This window comes from Mesobacillus sp. (genome assembly GCF_057785455.1).
In genome coordinates this window covers 142,045-158,484 of sequence record NZ_JBYNSB010000038.1, presented here as the reverse complement: position 1 = coordinate 158,484, position 16,440 = coordinate 142,045, and the positions used below count along the sequence as shown (strand labels likewise).

General features: G+C 42.9%; 17 protein-coding genes. 14 read left to right on the top strand and 3 right to left on the bottom strand.

The features are described 5' to 3' along the window. Positions 1 to 11: 11 nt before the first annotated feature. Positions 12 to 1,235 carry a sporulation integral membrane protein YlbJ gene (ylbJ, locus tag AC3EBE_RS15940; protein ID WP_488596022.1) on the bottom strand — a complete coding sequence of 408 codons (1,224 nt, stop codon included), beginning with the start codon at positions 1,233 to 1,235 and terminating at the stop codon, positions 12 to 14. A 591-nt stretch (positions 1,236 to 1,826) separates the two neighbouring features. Between ylbJ and AC3EBE_RS15935 the strand changes: the two genes are divergently transcribed. Together AC3EBE_RS15935 and AC3EBE_RS15930 are read left to right on the top strand one after the other, a co-directional pair. Beyond that, a complete protein-coding gene (locus AC3EBE_RS15935; protein WP_488596021.1) occupies positions 1,827 to 2,618 on the top strand; it encodes a patatin-like phospholipase family protein in 792 nt (263 codons plus the stop codon). Further along, positions 2,615 to 3,640: a SepM family pheromone-processing serine protease gene (locus tag AC3EBE_RS15930; protein WP_488596020.1), complete on the top strand. Its 1,026-nt coding sequence runs from the start codon at positions 2,615 to 2,617 to the stop codon at positions 3,638 to 3,640. Before AC3EBE_RS15935 ends, AC3EBE_RS15930 begins: the two co-directional genes overlap by 4 nt. A gap of 20 nt (positions 3,641 to 3,660) precedes the next feature. On the opposite strand, the gene AC3EBE_RS15925 is transcribed toward AC3EBE_RS15930, so the two are convergent. Then, positions 3,661 to 4,881, bottom strand: coding sequence for a nucleotidyltransferase (locus tag AC3EBE_RS15925; protein ID WP_488596019.1), 1,221 nt, complete (start codon positions 4,879 to 4,881; stop codon positions 3,661 to 3,663). Between the two features lie 145 nt (positions 4,882 to 5,026). Here AC3EBE_RS15925 and AC3EBE_RS15920 point away from each other — a divergent pair, with 145 nt between their 5' ends. The 4 genes from AC3EBE_RS15920 (at position 5,027) to AC3EBE_RS15905 (ending at position 7,472) form a co-directional block, all read left to right on the top strand. Continuing rightward, positions 5,027 to 5,551 (top strand): YceD family protein, encoded by a 525-nt coding sequence (locus tag AC3EBE_RS15920; RefSeq protein WP_488596018.1) that lies wholly within the window; start codon positions 5,027 to 5,029, stop codon positions 5,549 to 5,551. Between the two features lie 79 nt (positions 5,552 to 5,630). After that, positions 5,631 to 5,804: a 50S ribosomal protein L32 gene (gene rpmF, locus AC3EBE_RS15915; RefSeq protein ID WP_427404996.1), complete on the top strand. Its 174-nt coding sequence runs from the start codon at positions 5,631 to 5,633 to the stop codon at positions 5,802 to 5,804. Positions 5,805 to 6,000: 196 nt separating this feature from the next. Then, positions 6,001 to 6,762, top strand: a complete 762-nt coding sequence (locus AC3EBE_RS15910; protein WP_488596017.1) for an enoyl-CoA hydratase/isomerase family protein — start codon at positions 6,001 to 6,003, stop codon at positions 6,760 to 6,762. Positions 6,763 to 6,842: 80 nt separating this feature from the next. Further along, a complete protein-coding gene (locus tag AC3EBE_RS15905; RefSeq protein WP_488596016.1) occupies positions 6,843 to 7,472 on the top strand; it encodes an RsfA family transcriptional regulator in 630 nt (209 codons plus the stop codon). Positions 7,473 to 7,544: 72 nt separating this feature from the next. Here the strand turns inward: AC3EBE_RS15905 and AC3EBE_RS15900 are convergent, their stop codons facing one another. Beyond that, positions 7,545 to 8,018, bottom strand: coding sequence for an N-acetyltransferase (locus tag AC3EBE_RS15900; protein ID WP_488596015.1), 474 nt, complete (start codon positions 8,016 to 8,018; stop codon positions 7,545 to 7,547). Between the two features lie 243 nt (positions 8,019 to 8,261). On the opposite strand from AC3EBE_RS15900, the gene AC3EBE_RS15895 reads away from it, so the two are divergent. From AC3EBE_RS15895 to rsmH, 8 genes are all read left to right on the top strand, one after another. Continuing rightward, positions 8,262 to 9,605, top strand: a complete 1,344-nt coding sequence (locus AC3EBE_RS15895) for an acetyl-CoA carboxylase biotin carboxylase subunit (protein ID WP_488596014.1) — start codon at positions 8,262 to 8,264, stop codon at positions 9,603 to 9,605. Positions 9,606 to 9,619: 14 nt separating this feature from the next. Then, complete coding sequence (locus tag AC3EBE_RS15890; RefSeq protein WP_488596013.1) at positions 9,620 to 9,832, top strand: acetyl-CoA carboxylase biotin carboxyl carrier protein subunit; 213 nt, start codon at positions 9,620 to 9,622, stop codon at positions 9,830 to 9,832. A 21-nt stretch (positions 9,833 to 9,853) separates the two neighbouring features. Further along, complete coding sequence (locus tag AC3EBE_RS15885; protein ID WP_488596012.1) at positions 9,854 to 11,395, top strand: acyl-CoA carboxylase subunit beta; 1,542 nt, start codon at positions 9,854 to 9,856, stop codon at positions 11,393 to 11,395. Between the two features lie 194 nt (positions 11,396 to 11,589). Beyond that, complete coding sequence (locus tag AC3EBE_RS15880; protein WP_488596011.1) at positions 11,590 to 12,486, top strand: 2-dehydropantoate 2-reductase; 897 nt, start codon at positions 11,590 to 11,592, stop codon at positions 12,484 to 12,486. After that, complete coding sequence (locus AC3EBE_RS15875; RefSeq protein ID WP_488596010.1) at positions 12,486 to 12,875, top strand: DUF3397 domain-containing protein; 390 nt, start codon at positions 12,486 to 12,488, stop codon at positions 12,873 to 12,875. The genes AC3EBE_RS15880 and AC3EBE_RS15875 overlap by 1 nt, the downstream gene beginning before the upstream one ends. 250 nt (positions 12,876 to 13,125) lie before the next feature. Continuing rightward, entirely contained in the window at positions 13,126 to 14,760 is a 1,635-nt protein-coding gene (bshC, locus tag AC3EBE_RS15870; protein WP_488596009.1) for a bacillithiol biosynthesis cysteine-adding enzyme BshC, read from the top strand. A 249-nt stretch (positions 14,761 to 15,009) separates the two neighbouring features. After that, positions 15,010 to 15,441 carry a division/cell wall cluster transcriptional repressor MraZ gene (gene mraZ, locus AC3EBE_RS15865; RefSeq protein WP_102262102.1) on the top strand — a complete coding sequence of 144 codons (432 nt, stop codon included), beginning with the start codon at positions 15,010 to 15,012 and terminating at the stop codon, positions 15,439 to 15,441. 57 nt (positions 15,442 to 15,498) lie between these two features. After that, positions 15,499 to 16,437 (top strand): 16S rRNA (cytosine(1402)-N(4))-methyltransferase RsmH, encoded by a 939-nt coding sequence (gene rsmH / locus AC3EBE_RS15860; RefSeq protein WP_488596046.1) that lies wholly within the window; start codon positions 15,499 to 15,501, stop codon positions 16,435 to 16,437. Positions 16,438 to 16,440 lie beyond the last annotated feature (3 nt).

The window sequence follows — 16,440 nt, the reverse complement described above, 5'->3', positions numbered from 1 at the left end:
ATCTCTGTCCGTTATTTTTCTTGTGCCCATCTTTTACCGAGAATGAGCACATAGATCAGCAAGCTGATTATTGTAATAAGCGGTCCGGCGGCGGCCAGAACCTGATGGAGATCAGCCAAACGGCTTCTTTCTGCAGATAGGTATTCCATTACAGGGAGGGCATTAGAAGGCTGCCCGCTTTCAAAAAACCTTACATAAACAGGCTTCCAGAGAATGAAGGCGTAAAATGCCGCAAAAAAACCATGAAGGATTCTTGCAAAGAAAAATGGCTGGAAACGAATGTCCGTCTGGGCAAGGATGCTTGCCACCTGGGCCTGGACACTGAAACCGCTGAACGCAAGAATGAAGCTGGTTATGACTGCCTGCTGCATTAATGTTGCTTCCTGCACCTGGCTGGTCATCTGGCTTCCAAGTGTAATTTCGAACAGGCCGGATATATAAGGCATACTCAGCATCTCGGTCATACCGAGCATCCCTAAGGCCAACTGGATGAACTGAGCTAAAAATGCCGTGATATTCAGATGGAAAAGCAGCTTGTTAATTACCGAGAATAAGATGATAAAGCCGCCAATCATCAGCAGTGTCTGTATTGAAGACATGACTGCGTCTCCAAGAAGCTTGCCGATCGGCCTGTTATCTTTGATCCTTGTCCTGTGCAAGGCCGCAAAGGCATCCCGTATGGAGAGCTTTGCGGTCTTTCCTTTTTCCTGACTTTCCTCGCTTTTGCCATAGAAACGCATGACCAGTCCGACGCTGATATTCCCTAAATAATGGGCCAGTGCCAATATGACGCCGAGCTGGGCATTATAAAAGAATCCAACAGAAACCGCTCCAAAAATGAAAAGGGGGTTCGAAGAGTTCGTAAATGATACTAGTCTCTCAGCCTCTATTTTAGTAATCTGCCCCTCCTGGCGCAGCCGTGCCGTCAATTTTGCTCCTGAAGGGTAGCCAGATGCCATTCCCATAGCCCATACAAAACCGCCTACGCCCGGGACTTTAAAAAGCGGCCTCATCAACGGTTCTAGCAATACCCCGATAAAACGTACGACCCCAAAACCAATCAGCATTTCCGAGACGATGAAAAACGGGAGGAGGGATGGGAAAACAATCTCCCACCACATATTTAACCCTCTGATGGAAGCATCAAAGGATTCCTGGGGAAAAGATATTAATGACGCAGCCATCAATGTCACAGAGGCTGCAAGGAACAGCGTTTTTAACCTGGATTTAAGCACCTTTCATCCACCCTCCTGCGGTCTGTTGCTGTGATTCTAAATAAAACAGTGGTAAAATAAAGTGAAACTCAATTCATGGATGTTTTTACCATGAATTGTTAGTTGAACAAATCGGGCATTTACGGGCAGTGAAAATCGCTGGCCCTTAGAATTAATTCTTCACCTTAGATTAATTTTGGAAGTCTATACTGCCCGTTAATGCGGGGTAAAGTGAAACTCAATTCATGGATGTTTTTACCATGAATTGTTAGTTGTCACGCTTAAGGCCTGATTGCCGTTTCTAAGGGCTAAAGCCCTAAGAACCGCCTTAAACAAATCGGGCATTTACGGGCAGTGAAAATCGCTGGCCCTTAGAATTAATTCTTCACCTTAGATTAATTTTGAAAGTCTATACTGCCCGTTAATGCGGGGTAAAGTAAACTCAATTCAAGAAAGTTATTTTAAATCCTTCAGGAATGCAAGTGGCTTCATAAATAACTGTGAAGTTGTCAACCTTGTCCTCATATAAATCAATATACTCGCTGAACACCAAATTAGACCAAGTTTAGTTTGTATCGCTCAAATTACGAGTACTAAAGGGAGGAAAAAGCTTTGCCGAGTCCGAAGGTAGGTTTGGCCCTTGGCTCAGGTGGCGCAAGAGGATTTGCACACCTGGGTGTGATAAAAATATTGAGAGATGAGGGTATACCCATTGATTTGATTGCAGGAAGCAGCATGGGAGCCCTGGTTGCTTCTTTTTATGGAGCTGGCCTGGATGTTGAGAGGCTTTATAAGCTTTCCAGAGTTTTTAAAAGGAAGTATTACCTTGATTTTACGGTCCCGAAAATGGGGTTCATCGCCGGCAAGAGGGTGAAAGAGCTAATCAGGATTTTCACCCATGGAAAAAGAATTGAAGAACTTGATATCCCGATCGGCATTGTTGCGACTGATTTGGTCTCGGGAGAAAAGGTAGTCTTCAAGGAAGGGCCAGTAGCCGATGCTGTAAGGGCAAGCATTGCGATTCCGGGGATATTTGTTCCTGAAAAGCTGGATGGCAGGCTATTCGTCGATGGCGGTGTCGTTGACAGGGTGCCTGTATCTGTAGCGAAAGAGATGGGAGCAGACATTGTCATTGCAGTCGATGTATCCAAGGTGAAAATGAATACAGAAGTCACATCTATTTTCGATGTCATCATGCAAAGCATTGATATAATGCAGATGGAGCTGGTTGCCAACCGCGAGGTCGCCTCCGATGTCATGATCAGGCCAAATGTTGAAATGTATAATTCAAAAGCTTTTACAAATATTGATGAAATCATCGCAATTGGAGAAGAAGAAGCAAAGAAGCATATTGATAAAATCAGGCAAAGCATCGAGCGATGGAAGGAGTCCCAGACAGGATGAACAGAAGAAAGTCGATAGGGCTGTCGATACTGGCAGCTATAATATTAATGGCAAGTGCACTCTATTACTTGCCATACTATGTTTCAAAGCCTGGCATGGCAAAGGAGCTTGAACCAATAGTCGAGGTAGAAGGCGGCTATGAGGAAGAAGGGAACTTCATGCTTACGACTGTAAGGATGGGGAGAGCGAACATCTATGCTTATATAATCGCCAAGTTCAGCAAATACCAGGAACTCTATCCGGTAGAGGACATAAGGGCTGAAGATGAGTCTGACGAAGAATATAATATCCGTCAGCTTCACATGATGGATAATTCAAAAACCACAGCGATTGAGGTCGCCTATACAAAAGCTGGAATGCCAGTGGATTATAAATATAAAGGAGTATATGTCCTTAGAGTAGTTCCTGGCATGCCGGCTGAAGGGAAGCTTGCGCCTGGCGATCTTGTGTTCGAGGTCGATGGGAAAGCCTTCAAATCTTCTGATGAGTTTATTGATTATATCAGCACCAAAAAAGCCGGGGATGAAGTAGAACTTGCATATAAACGCAATGGCAAGACATCACGCGCCAAGGTAGCTTTAAAAGCCTTGACTGATGGCAGCAATAGGGCTGCGGTGGGAATCCAGCTGGTCGATGATAAGGAAATTGATGTCGAACCCGATGTAAAAGTACAGTCAGATGAGATTGGCGGACCATCCGCAGGTTTGATGTTTTCACTGGAAATATATAATCAGCTAAATGAGGAAGACCTTACAAAGGGGTATGAAATAGCAGGCACTGGGACGATTTCCCCGGATGGTACAGTAGGAAGGATCGGCGGGATCCAGCAAAAGATAGTCGCAGCGGATAAGGCAGGTGCGGAGATTTTCTTTGCTCCTTTTGAAAAGGGTGCCAAGGGTTCCAATTATGAAGAAGCCCTTATTGCTGCAAAGGATATAAAAACCAAAATGAAAATTGTCCCGGTTGACAACTTCGATGAGGCTGTCGACTATCTGGAAAAGTTAAAGGAAAAAGCAAGCTGATAACCAGCTTGCTTTTTACGTTAATTGTCAATCATGATTGGCGGTCGTGAGAATTCCTCCTGAAGCAGCATTTCCCGCCCTCCATTATTTTGACCGAGTGCATATACACGTGAAGCCCTGATATCCAGATTAATGTCTGGATCGGAGTATGCAGAAAGCTTTGAGACAATTGGCAGCGGAATATTCTTCTTTTCATGCTTAAGATACTCCCGCCCTTTGGAGGTGGCTCCCAAAAGCCTTAAATAAGTGGCGTTTCGGTCTGTTTTATTCATCTCGCCCTTTTTAGTGTTTGTCATAATATGCAAGCATACACGTTGCAGGCGTGTCCATGTATATCGCTTGGTTTTAACTGCTTCCATGAATTCCTGGAATGTTACTGCCGACAAAGCAGCTGAGAATAGCCTGTTTTCCAAGCCTTCCTCTACCTCATAATAATCCTTCAATTCCTCTGGACTGGATTGTAAAAGCTTATATCTTAACAGCGGCCAATAATCCTCCCAGGAATGAAATCCGCCGTATGTCTTCCTGTATGATCTCAATTCTTCAAAGGTGGAACCTGGCACAAGGCGCTGAATGGCATCAATGTCACCATCCCCGCTGAATAATGCCTTGCGGATACTTGTAGCACTGGCTATTGTCTCTGAGGAAAAGTGTTCGTCATGGTAGCCTGCACTTTTTCTTGTGATGGTATCTGCCTTCATTTTGCTTTTTTGCCTGATGATTGCCTGTATGTAGTGAAGGCCAAGAATATTATTTGGACTGGAAATATCTATGTAAGTATCTGCAGATGGTGATAGTGACTGGAAGCTTAATGAGATTGATTTTGGATAACTATATCCCTGGGAAGAGTAAAGCTTGATGTTTTCCTGAAATTGGCGATTATGTTTTTCAAGGAATTCAATTGTCCTCAAAAAAGAATTAAGGTTTCCTGATTCGCTGCCAAAACAAAGAGTGCTGCAGCCTGCTGCAGAAAGAAGGGATACGGCACCTTCAGCAAAAATTTCTGCATGCTGAGTGGCGAATCTGTAAGGCAGCTCAAAAACAATATCAACACCTGCAGACAATGCCATTTTCGCCCGGGCCCACTTTGAAACAAGCGCGGGCTCCCCGCGCTGCAGGAAATTGCCGCTCATGACCGCAATGGCAATGTCAGCCTTCGATTGCTTTTTTGCCTGCTGCAGGTGCAAAAGGTGGCCATTATGGAAAGGATTATATTCAACAATTACTCCAACTGCTTTCATTCTTGCTCTCCTTCGTGTAATATGGATATTGCACTGTTTATAGGTTTAATTTACAGTATTAATGTAAATTATAGTGTAAAGAAAAAATATTGACAAATGATTATGCGCATTGCTATAATTACCTTTGTTGCCTTGGGGTGATTCTATGAAATGGACAATAAGTCAGATTCAAAAACATCGAAACAAGGACTTCTTGATCGATGAGTTCGTCCGGATGGATGTAATAAAGGAAACAGATCCAACAATTCGAGAAGTCTCTCCAATCCATCTTACTGGAAGGGCCGATATTAGTGCCACGAGAGTTACTTTCCATATTCGGATTGAAGGTCACCTGATCCTTCCATGCTCACGGACATTGGTTGACGTAAATTATCCAATTGATGTTGAAACTACTGAAACTTTCATGTTAAATAGCCATGATTATGAGGCTGACGAGGAAGTTCATCAAGTAACAGGCGATGTCCTTGATCTTGAACCGATCATCAGGGAGATACTGCTTCTGGAAGTTCCAATGCAGGTATTCTGTGATGATAGCGCTGGTCAGGAAGGCGCACCCCAGTCAGGTAGGGATTGGGAAGTTATCGAGGAACAGGAGAAATCCGAAAAACTTGATCCCCGACTTGCCGGACTTGCAAAATTCTTTGAGGATTCTAAGGATTCCTCAGACTAACCGATTAAAAAAGAGCGTGGAGGCCCAGAATGGACTGGCCTTCATCAACTTTCTTATTCCTTTTAAGGAGGTGGGAAGAATGGCTGTACCATTTAGAAGAACGTCTAAAACTGCGAAAAGAAAACGCCGTACTCATTTTAAATTACAAGTTCCGGGTATGGTAGCATGCCCTAACTGCGGTGAAATGAAACTTGCTCACCGTGTATGTAAAGCTTGCGGAACATACAAAGGGAAAGATGTTGTAAACAACTAATTTTTCAAAAAAAGCACAGGATGCTCATGCATCCTGTGCTTTTTTTGTTATATATAAAATAGAGCTGTACTGAATATTCACTGAATGTTAATGTGCCATTAAAGAAATCTGCCGCTAAGGCTGCCAATAGCTTTTTCAATTTAAGGAAAATTGATAAAATTTATAAGACTAAATAGATTTTAGCGGGAGGGCTATCATGAAGCCATACATACTATCCAAACATAATGGAATTTTGCTGTTCACTATAAATCGTCCTGATAGAAGGAATGCAATCAATTTTGAGGTAATGGACGGACTGGAGCATGCTCTGACACTTGCCGCCGAAGAGGATGTAAAGGTTTTTGCCATTACGGGAGCTGGTGAGCAAGCCTTTTGCTCTGGCGGCGACCTTTCCGCCTTCCATCTCTTAAAAACAGAGAGGGAAGCTTACGGGATGCTTTCAAGGATGGCAGGGATTCTTTATAAACTTCTCACCCTGCCGGTACCGACAATTGCGGTTCTTAATGGCACGGCAGTTGGAGGAGGATGCGAGATTGCCTCAGCGTGTGATTTCCGGATTGGAAGGGAAGGGATCAAAGCAGGGTTTGTCCAGGCTGATCTTGCCATTACTACTGGTTGGGGAGGAGGGACAATCCTATTAGAGAAGCTTCCCTATGAAATTGCATTAAAATTGCTTGTTGATGCCAAAGTCTATCCTGCGGCGAATCTTAAAGCATTCGGTTTTCTCCATGAACTCTATTCTGGTGACCCGATTGAAGCCTGTCTTTCATATTTAAAAGATACCCTGCAAAAAGAAAGATCGGTTTTAAGCGCTTATAAAGCTTTGTTAAATAAGAAATGGGAGCTTTTATCCATGAGAGAAAGAATGGAAGAGGAAGCAGGGGGATGTGCGGTTTTATGGGAAGCAGATGCACATCACCAAAAGGTCGAAAGGTTCATGAGCCAAAAAAATAAATAAGAATAAGATAAAATGTTATCAGTCTATCTTTCCTAGCAGATGCATATGAATGAATAAAAAACAATAGGAGGGATTTTCTGATGCCATTAACCCGTCAGGACGCATGGTCACAGGATGAAGATTTATTGCTTGCTGAAGTAGTTTTGCGCAATATCCGTGAGGGCGGAACACAGCTAAAAGCGTTTGAAGAGGTAGGGAAACAGCTTTCACGCACGGCAGCAGCTTGTGGCTTTCGCTGGAATTCCTATGTAAGGAAGCAGTATAAGTCTGGAATTGAGCTTGCGAAAAAGCAAAGAAAAGAAGCGAAGAAACAATCTAAACTTCAGGGGATAGCGGAGGAAGCGCCTGTTGTTGCAGCAGCAGAGCCTTTTGTGCAGCCTGCAGCCGAGGAAAGGCAGTCAGTCATTGGCTTGCAGGATGTGAAGAAGTATCTTGATGAGCTCTATGAAAAGGCAGGAGCGGCATCAGGAAATAAAGAAAGCCTGGATGAGCATAAAGAGAAAATTCGCGGTCTGGAAAAACAAATCTATTACTTGTCCGCCGAGAATGAAAAGTTAGAAACGCAGCTGAAGTCCATGGAAGAGGATTATCGTGCTCTGATTGATATTATGGAGCGGGCGAGGAAAAGGGTTGGGCAGAGTGAGGAGAAACAGCAAAAAATCAAATTTCAGGTTGAAGGCAAAGGCAATCTTGAGAAAATAGAAAAATAACAGCAAATACGCCTGCAGTCATTTCTGCAGGCGTTTATATTTTTGGGGATATCCATCCCATTCAATGATATCTTATTGGACTTGCTCAGTCACACCAGCAGGATACCAAACAAGCGGGTTTTCTCCGCGGTCTCTTTCCATATCATAATGTACTGGTGTAAAGTCCATCTTTTCCCAGAAATCCTGGGATTTAACCCGCGGATTCGTTTTAATTGGCAGCCCAAAGCTTTTTGCGAATTCAACCAGGGCCTTTCCGTAGCCTTTTCCCTGGTAATCTGGCAGAACCTCGAGCTTCCACAGTTCGAGATAGTCCTGGGCCGGTTCGAAATAACGGTCAAATTGTTTCTTGACCTGATACAGGCTCATCCTCGCAACAAGCTTATCACCAAAATAGATGCCGTAGAATGGAGAATCACTGTCATTTTCAACGATATTCGCCTCCAAATCCTCCAGCATGGACAGCTCCTGATGACCATACTCCCTGAATTTCTTGAATTCTTCTAAAGTTTTATAATTGATTTTTAATTTTTCAACTTTAATGCCCATTATTCAATCCCCCACTTTTGCTGCCGAATTTTTAGGAAGTATAATTCTATACCCACAAAATACCCTTTATATAGGCAGCTGTATTATAATTATTTGTAATCGCTTGTTTTTATTATATTATAAAAACATGAAAAATTCTGCATTTGAATTTTAGAAAGCGGTTCCAATTTTTGCAGGAAAAAAACAGAATATTGTAGAATTTTATTTAGTGAGCGAATTTTTTTACGGGAAAGGGGAAAAAGCGTGCAAAAAATACTAATTGCAAACAGGGGAGAAATTGCGCTTCGCATCATCCGAACTTGCCGTGAGCTTGGAATTAAGACGGTCGCAGTTTATTCAGACGCCGATCAGGAGCTTCCTTTCGTTAAGGAGGCAGATAGTGCTTTCCGTATTGGTGAGCCTCCTGTTCAAAAATCATATTTAAATTCAGAGGAGATCCTGAGAATCGCAATAGCTGAAAATGTGGATGGCATCCATCCTGGTTATGGGTTTTTATCTGAAAATGCCGACTTTGCCAGAAAGGTAAAGGAAGCTGGATTGTCCTTCATCGGACCTTCCCCGGATACAATTGAAAAAATGGGCGACAAAATTGTCGCCAGGACAACAATGGAGGAGGCAGGCGTTCCTGTAGTCCCTGGAAGTGAATCAGGAGTTAAGACGCTTGAAGAAGCAAAGGATCTTGCTGACAAAATAGGATATCCTGTGATGCTGAAGGCCAGTGGAGGCGGTGGCGGAATCGGAATGGTGCTCTGTGAAAATGAGCAAGCGCTCGCTAAGAATTTTGATTCCACAAAAGGCAGGGCTAAAGCGTATTTTGGTTCCGACGAGGTTTTCATTGAGAAGTATATCCGCAATGCCCGTCATGTTGAGGTTCAGGTCTTTGGGGATATCCATGGCAACTATGTCCACCTTTATGAGCGCGACTGCTCGATTCAAAGGAGGCACCAAAAGGTCATTGAAGAAGCCCCTTCGCCGTTCCTGAAGGAAGAAGCACGCCAAAAGATGTATGATACAGCAGTGAAGGCAGCGAGGGCTGTAAACTATTTCAATGCAGGGACAGTCGAATTCATTGTGGATGAAAACGAGAATTTCTATTTCCTGGAAATGAACACAAGGCTTCAGGTTGAGCACCCAGTGACGGAATCGATTACCGGACTTGACCTGGTCAAATGGCAGATCCTGGTTGCTCGCGGGGAGAAGCTGCCGCTCATGCAAGAGGAAATCCGAAAGCAGGGATGGGCAATCGAGTTCAGGCTTTATGCGGAGGACCCAGTAAAGTTTCTTCCTTCACCTGGAAAAATCAATGATTTCACATGGGTGGATTCGGAAAATGTACGTGTGGATTACGGTTATGAGTCTGGATCTACTGTAAGTCCGTTTTATGATCCCATGATTGCCAAGTGCATCGTCACTGGCAGCAGCCGGAAAGACGCAATCAGCAATGCAAATGAATTCTTCGAGAATCTTAAATTGGAAGGCATTAAGTCAAATGCCCCATTATTCTCAGAGATTTTAAAAGAAGAGGGTTTCATTTCAGGAAACTATACAACAGCTTATTTATCAGAAAGAAAATTGGCATCTAAATAGAGGAGGAACTTAACATGAAAGAAATTACAGCAAATATGGCGGGAACGGTTTTAAATGTGATGGTTTCGGCTGGTGATTCAGTATCTGCAGGACAGGAAGTCTTGATGCTAGAATCCATGAAAATGGAAATTCCGGTTGAAAGCCAGGAGGCGGGAACAGTTGCGGAAATCAAAGTGAACATTGGGGACTTTGTAAATGAAGGCGACGTACTGCTTGTATTAGAATAATAGAATTTTAGGAGGGTGAATATGACTACAGCAAAGATTCTTTCTGAATCATTAGAGGAAAAAATCAAACAGATCGAAGCAGGCGGGCATCCAAAATATCATGAAAAGAATGCCGGTCAGAACAAACTGTTTGTCCGTGAACGCCTAAATCTTTTATTCGATGGAGGAGTTTACGAAGAGGACGGAAAGTTTGCCAACTTCCAGGCTGGCGATTTGCCGGCGGATGGTGTCGTCACAGCAATCGGGAAAATCGGCGGACAGACTGTTTGTGTAATGGCGAATGACTCTACTGTAAAGGCAGGGTCCTGGGGATCGCGTACTGTAGAAAAAATTATCCGCATCCAGGAAACGGCAGAAAAGCTCAAGGTGCCTTTGCTTTACCTTGTGGATTCAGCGGGGGCGAGAATTACTGACCAGCTGGATATGTTCCCTAACAGGCGCGGAGCAGGTAAGATTTTCTATAATCAAGTTAAGCTTTCAGGAGTCATACCGCAAGTATGCTTGCTGTTCGGACCTTCGGCGGCAGGTGGTGCCTATATCCCGGCATTCTGTGACATCGTCATCATGGTCGACCAAAATGCCTCGATGTATCTCGGATCGCCAAGGATGGCTGAAAAGGTCATTGGCGAGAAAGTGACGCTTGAAGAAATGGGCGGAGCACGCATGCACTGCTCTGTCAGCGGTGTAGGAGACATGCTGGTATACAGTGAGCAGGAGGCGATAGAAGCGGCTAAAAAATATTTAAGCTTTTTCCCTGCTAATTTCCAGACAAAAACTGCGATAATTGAAGGGGTTGCACCAAAAGCAGGAAGAAGTCTGGAAGAGATTGTACCAGTAAACCAAAATGCTCCATTTGATATGTACGAAGGAATTGATGCCCTGATCGACGAAGGAAGCTTTTTTGAAATCAAGAAGCTGTTTGCTCCTGAACTGATTACGGGTCTGGCAAGGATCGATGGCAGAGCTGTCGGAATCATTGCCAACCAGCCAAAGGTCAAGGGAGGAGTGCTCTTCGTCGATTCAGCTGATAAGGCAGCAAAATTCATACAGCTTTGTGACGCTTTCCATATTCCCTTACTATTCCTTGCTGATGTGCCAGGATTCATGATTGGTACGAAGGTCGAACGCGCAGGAATTATACGCCATGGAGCGAAGCTGATTGCAGCGATGAGCTCGGCAACTGTTCCGAAGATATCGGTAATCATAAGGAAAGCATATGGGGCAGGACTGTATGCGATGGCTGGCCCGGCATTTGAGCCTGATTGCTGCATCGCGCTGCCTACGGCTCAAATCGCTGTGATGGGACCTGAAGCAGCTGTTAACGCAGTGTACTCCAATAAGATCAATGAAATTTCTGATCCAAAGGAAAAAATCGCTTTTGTACAAGAAAAACAACAGGAATATAAAGAAAGCATCGACATTTACAAGCTTGCTTCCGAACTGATTGTAGACGACATTGTCGCTGCATCGGATTTAAGAAAAGCATTGATTGACAGATTCGGATTATATGCAACAAAAGATATGGTATTCAGTGTCAGGAAGCATCCGGTTTATCCAGTATAATTACCTCAGGGGACCCAATACATTGGGTCTTCTCTTATTTTTCAGCTTTTCCGCTTAAATATTTTGAGAACCTTGAGGTGAAAAATAAACATTGATTGTACTAAATATATCCTTTATATTTCTAAACACTCCTTCCAAATAAAGAATGAATTCTGATAAAATAGGACTAAGCCACTATTTCAAGAGGAGATCAAATGAAAATTGCTATAATTGGCGGCGGGTCCCTGGGCTTGCTGTTCTCCTATTATTTAAGCTCCATGCATGAGGTTCATTTATACACAAGGACAAAGAAACAAGCTGACATAATTAACAATGTTGGACTACATATTTATAAGTCTGGCAATTCCCAAAAAACAAATCTTGTTAAAGCTAAATCCATTGATGACTGGTATGGTCAGGAAGAACTGACAATCGTGACTGTTAAGCAATACCAGCTTGCAGAACTCATTCCAGTATTAAAGGAAAGAGCGAGGGGAAGCTTGCTGTTCCTGCAAAATGGATACGGTCATATCAAACTGCTGACTGATTTACACAATGCCACAATCTATGTTGGCTCTGTAGAGCATGGTGCTGCCAGGTCTGACTACAATGCAGTTTTTCACAATGGAGAAGGTGTGACGAGGGCAGCCGTTTTTCGCGGCGATGCGGTGCTGCTGAGAGAATTGTCTGCTTCGCTTGCGTCTGTATTTCCCATACAGCTTGAAGAAGATTATAGAGAAATGCTGATAAAAAAGCTGGTCGTCAATTCGGTCATCAATCCATTGACCGCGGTATTGAAGGTGAAAAATGGTGAGCTGCTTCTTAATCCGTATTATCGAAAGCTTTTCGAAGCCTTGTTTGATGAATGTGCATTAGTACTTGAATTACATAATAAAGACCAATATCACCAAAATCTAATAAGAGTATGTGAAAAGACTGCAGAGAACGAGTCATCAATGTACAAGGATATTGAAAATGGCAGAAAAACAGAAATAGATGCGATTTTGGGCTATTTGCTCGAAGAAGCTGCCAGGAAAAAAATTGAAGCTCCATTAATACATAACTATTATGATAGCATCAAGGGTAAGGAGCACGAAAAGGAGGGGGCATAATGCCGGGGATATTCTCTGCATTCGTTGCCGCATTGATTACAGTACCAATGATTGGCTACCTCGCTGTGTTCATTATCAGCAAGCAAATAACAGGAAATCATCGGCGATCGGTCAACTACGCCATCGACTTTAGCACTTTCCTGCTTGTGCTGTCGGTACATTTTTTGATCATTACTATCTGGGAGAGATCATATTTTTGGCTTATACTGCTCGTCCTTCTTGTACTTGCAGCACTCTTTGTCTGGATCCACTGGAAATTCAAAAAAGAAATCGTATTGCCAAAGGTCTTTAAAGGTTTTTGGAGATTCAATTTCCTATTGTTTTTCTCAGCATATATCATCCTTATTTTATTTGGACTCGTCCAGCGAGTAACACATCTGTTTGTGTAAATAGTGTTGGATCGCTTGCAGAAATGTCAGCGTGTCCAGCGCTTTTTGTTTTGTTGAGTGGAATTGATTCTTACGGACAAAAATAGTCAGGGGAACACTTCGGGGAAGCATTTAAGGCTTACATCAAAATTGTGCACAAAAAAAGTTTTGATTTTAGAAATTTCGGAAGGCAAAGTTTTTTTCTTTTCATTTCAAACAATGCTATACTCTTTACAGTATAAAATGTTCACGAGAAAGGAAGTACAAGTAAATGGAGATGTTAAATCTCTCTCTTCCGGCTGCGAACCGGTTTGCGACAGATTACCTTGCTGGGAGCGCTGAACTCCAGAGCTTCTTTCATTACAATTTTAAAAATGAACAACATTATGTTCATCGCCTTGATGAGTTGAACAATAGATCCTTTATGCGAAATGAACTTGCAGACCATATACAGTCATTTATGTCCCGCTACGCACATTCGGAAAAAATAAGCAGAAACATAGAAAAGCTAAGGCAGGAAAATAGTGTAGCAGTCATTGGCGGACAGCAGGCTGGCATTCTGACAGGACCGCTTTATACGATTCATAAGGTGATTTCAATCATTAAGCTTGCCGAGCAGAAAGAAGCCGAACTCGGCGTTCCAGTTGTGCCGGTATTCTGGATTGCAGGCGAGGACCATGATTATCAGGAAGTAAACCATGTGTATGTCATGAAGGATAACAGGCAGGAAAAATGGGTCTATCCAGAAAAGAACCTTGAGAAGAAAATGATCTCCGAGGTCTGTATAAATAAAGATTTATGCTATTCATGGGTAGAAGAGATTATCGAGACATATGGAGAAACAAAGCATACCAAAGAAGTTCTTGCATTTGCGCTTGAGGCCTTGAAAAATGCTGAATCCTTTGTTGATTTCTTTGCCTCCATCATCATGGAGCTTTTCAAGGACTCAGGTCTATTAATCGTCGATTCAGCAAACAAGGAGCTTCGGAAGCTGGAAAAGGAATATTTCATCAAGCAGATTGATAATCACCAGGAGATTACAGCCGCTGTACTAAAGCAGCAGAAAGAAACTGAAGCTGCCGGTTTCCCTGTCATGATTGATATCAATGAAAACGCAGCTAATCTCTTCTATTATGATGAAGAAGTGAATGAGAGAATCCTGATTCAATTTGATGCTGAGGGCGGAGTATTTACAGGCAAAAACGGTGAAGTTGAATTCACTTATGATCAGCTTGTGGAAATTGCTAATGAATTCCCTGAAAAGCTAAGCAACAATGTAGTGACACGGCCGCTTATGCAGGAATTGTTATTCCCGACGCTTGCATTCATCGGGGGACCTGGGGAAATAGCGTACTGGGCAGAAATCAAGCTTGTTTTCGAACATTTCGGTTTGAAAATGCCTCCGTTGGTACCCCGATTGAATATCACACTTTTAGAGCGCTCGATTGAAACCGATCTTAAGGAACTCGAGCTTGACCTGAAGGAAGTCCTGATTTCTGGGACTGGGGGCCAAGAACTCAAGTTCATTGATTCATTAAAGGACCGTGAAGTGGAAGAGTTATTTGAAAATGTAAAAGCAAAGCTTTCAGAGCAGTATTCCCTCGTCAGGGAGAAGTCTGCCGGCATTGACCCGGTACTTGTTCCTTTGCTGCAAAAAAATGAATCGATTTTGCTTAATCAAATCAGTTTCATGGAAGGCAAGATTGTAGAAGCGGTCTGCCGGAAACATGACCATATCCTGAGAAAGTTTTCTCGCGTCGAAAATTCGCTCAAGCCAGGCGGTTCACCGCAGGAGCGAGTATGGAATCCGTTCTATTATTTAAATAAGTACGGATTGAATTTGGTTTCCGACTTGCTTAAGCTGGATTACGAATTTGATGGTACACACAAAATTATAAAAATGTAGATTAAAACTCCACCTAAATCGGGTGGAGTTTTTATTTGGCATTTTTGTGTAACTGGTCCCTCTTACAAAACAATGATTCCTAAATCTTGAGGTACACCAATGCAAAGTTAAGAATTTGAACAAACAAAAGAAATTAATGGAAACCTTACTTTTCAGAAGGATTTACCGGCAGGGGGGAGAATATTTAAAATATGGTGGTGAAAAGTGGGGGAATGTGGTACATTGTATTTAGAAAGTGGGGGTAGTGGCATGTTCATGGGCGAATACCATCATAATGTTGATAGCAAAGGCCGATTGATCATCCCTGCCAAGGTCCGTGAAAACCTTGGAGAAATGTTCATTCTTACCCGTGGACTTGACCAATGTTTATTCGGTTACCCAGTTTCAGAATGGTCAGTGATTGAAGAAAAGCTTAAAGGTCTTCCGCTGACTAAAAAAGATGCACGTGCATTTACCCGTTTTTTCTTTTCGGGTGCTACCGAGAGTGAAATTGACAAACAGGGGAGAGTTAATATCCCATCCCCGCTTATGCAGTACGCAAAGCTTGAGAAGGAATGTGTGATTTTGGGTGTTTCCAATCGAATCGAGATCTGGAGCAAAGCCATCTGGGAAGAATATTTCGCAGAATCCGAGGAATCTTTTGCTGAAATTGCGGAAAATATGATTGGATTTGATATTTAAGGGTAACATTATTCTGATATAATATTACCTGCTCCTCGATTGGAAAGGTGGATCATGATGTTCAAACATACAACAGTTTTACTGGAAGAAACAGTAGACGGGCTGGGTATCAAGCCTGACGGTACATACGTGGATTGCACTCTCGGTGGCGCAGGCCACAGTGAATTGATATTGTCCAGGCTATCGGAAAAGGGAAAGCTATATGCCTTTGACCAGGACGATATTGCCATTGCCAATGCAAAGGAAAGGCTTGCTGGCTATGGAAACAGATTGACAATTATTAAGAGCAATTTCCTTTATTTACAGGAAGAGTTGGAAAAGCAAGGTGTAACAGAAGTGGATGGAATCCTTTATGATTTAGGCGTTTCTTCACCACAGCTGGATACTCCTGAGCGAGGCTTTAGCTACCATCATGATGCTCCGCTCGATATGCGGATGGATCAGGATGCTCCCTTATCCGCTTACGATGTTATTAATGAATGGCCTTATGAGAAATTAGTGAAGATTTTCTTTCAGTATGGAGAAGAAAAATTTTCGAAGCAGATTGCCAGAAAAATTGAAGCTGCAAGGGAAACAAAGCCAATTGAAACAACGGGTGAACTTGTTGAATTGATTAAGGATGCGATTCCTGCCCCAGCCCGCAGAAAAGGCGGACATCCTGCCAAGAGAGTTTTCCAGGCAGTAAGGATTGCAGTGAACGACGAGCTTGGCGTTTTTGAGAAATCGCTGGAACAGGCAATCGACCTGCTGGCAATTGGAGGAAGGATCAGTGTCATCACCTTCCATTCATTAGAGGACAGGATTTGTAAGGTAACTTTCAAGAAGGCGAGTGAAACACCGCAGCTGCCTCCGGGATTACCGATCATTCCTGAGGAATTCCAGCCTAAATTAAAGCTGGTCACCAGGAAGCCGATTCTTCCATCTGAGGATGAACTTGAATTTAACAATCGGGCAAGGTCAGCAAAACTCCGAATCGCTGAAAAACTTAAAAAATAAATA

What these genes read in the sequence shown, in the direction of transcription:
- AC3EBE_RS15930 (WP_488596020.1), top strand. Translation starts at nt 2,615, where the DNA reads ATGAACAGAAGAAAGTCGATAGGGCTGTCGATACTGGCAGCTATAATA.
- AC3EBE_RS15925 (WP_488596019.1), bottom strand. Translation starts at nt 4,881, where the DNA reads ATGAAAGCAGTTGGAGTAATTGTTGAATATAATCCTTTCCATAATGGC.
- AC3EBE_RS15920 (WP_488596018.1), top strand. Translation starts at nt 5,027, where the DNA reads ATGAAATGGACAATAAGTCAGATTCAAAAACATCGAAACAAGGACTTC.
- rpmF (WP_427404996.1), top strand. Translation starts at nt 5,631, where the DNA reads ATGGCTGTACCATTTAGAAGAACGTCTAAAACTGCGAAAAGAAAACGC.
- AC3EBE_RS15910 (WP_488596017.1), top strand. Translation starts at nt 6,001, where the DNA reads ATGAAGCCATACATACTATCCAAACATAATGGAATTTTGCTGTTCACT.
- AC3EBE_RS15905 (WP_488596016.1), top strand. Translation starts at nt 6,843, where the DNA reads ATGCCATTAACCCGTCAGGACGCATGGTCACAGGATGAAGATTTATTG.
- AC3EBE_RS15900 (WP_488596015.1), bottom strand. Translation starts at nt 8,018, where the DNA reads ATGGGCATTAAAGTTGAAAAATTAAAAATCAATTATAAAACTTTAGAA.
- AC3EBE_RS15890 (WP_488596013.1), top strand. Translation starts at nt 9,620, where the DNA reads ATGAAAGAAATTACAGCAAATATGGCGGGAACGGTTTTAAATGTGATG.
- AC3EBE_RS15885 (WP_488596012.1), top strand. Translation starts at nt 9,854, where the DNA reads ATGACTACAGCAAAGATTCTTTCTGAATCATTAGAGGAAAAAATCAAA.
- AC3EBE_RS15880 (WP_488596011.1), top strand. Translation starts at nt 11,590, where the DNA reads ATGAAAATTGCTATAATTGGCGGCGGGTCCCTGGGCTTGCTGTTCTCC.
- AC3EBE_RS15875 (WP_488596010.1), top strand. Translation starts at nt 12,486, where the DNA reads ATGCCGGGGATATTCTCTGCATTCGTTGCCGCATTGATTACAGTACCA.
- bshC (WP_488596009.1), top strand. Translation starts at nt 13,126, where the DNA reads ATGGAGATGTTAAATCTCTCTCTTCCGGCTGCGAACCGGTTTGCGACA.
- mraZ (WP_102262102.1), top strand. Translation starts at nt 15,010, where the DNA reads ATGTTCATGGGCGAATACCATCATAATGTTGATAGCAAAGGCCGATTG.
- rsmH (WP_488596046.1), top strand. Translation starts at nt 15,499, where the DNA reads ATGTTCAAACATACAACAGTTTTACTGGAAGAAACAGTAGACGGGCTG.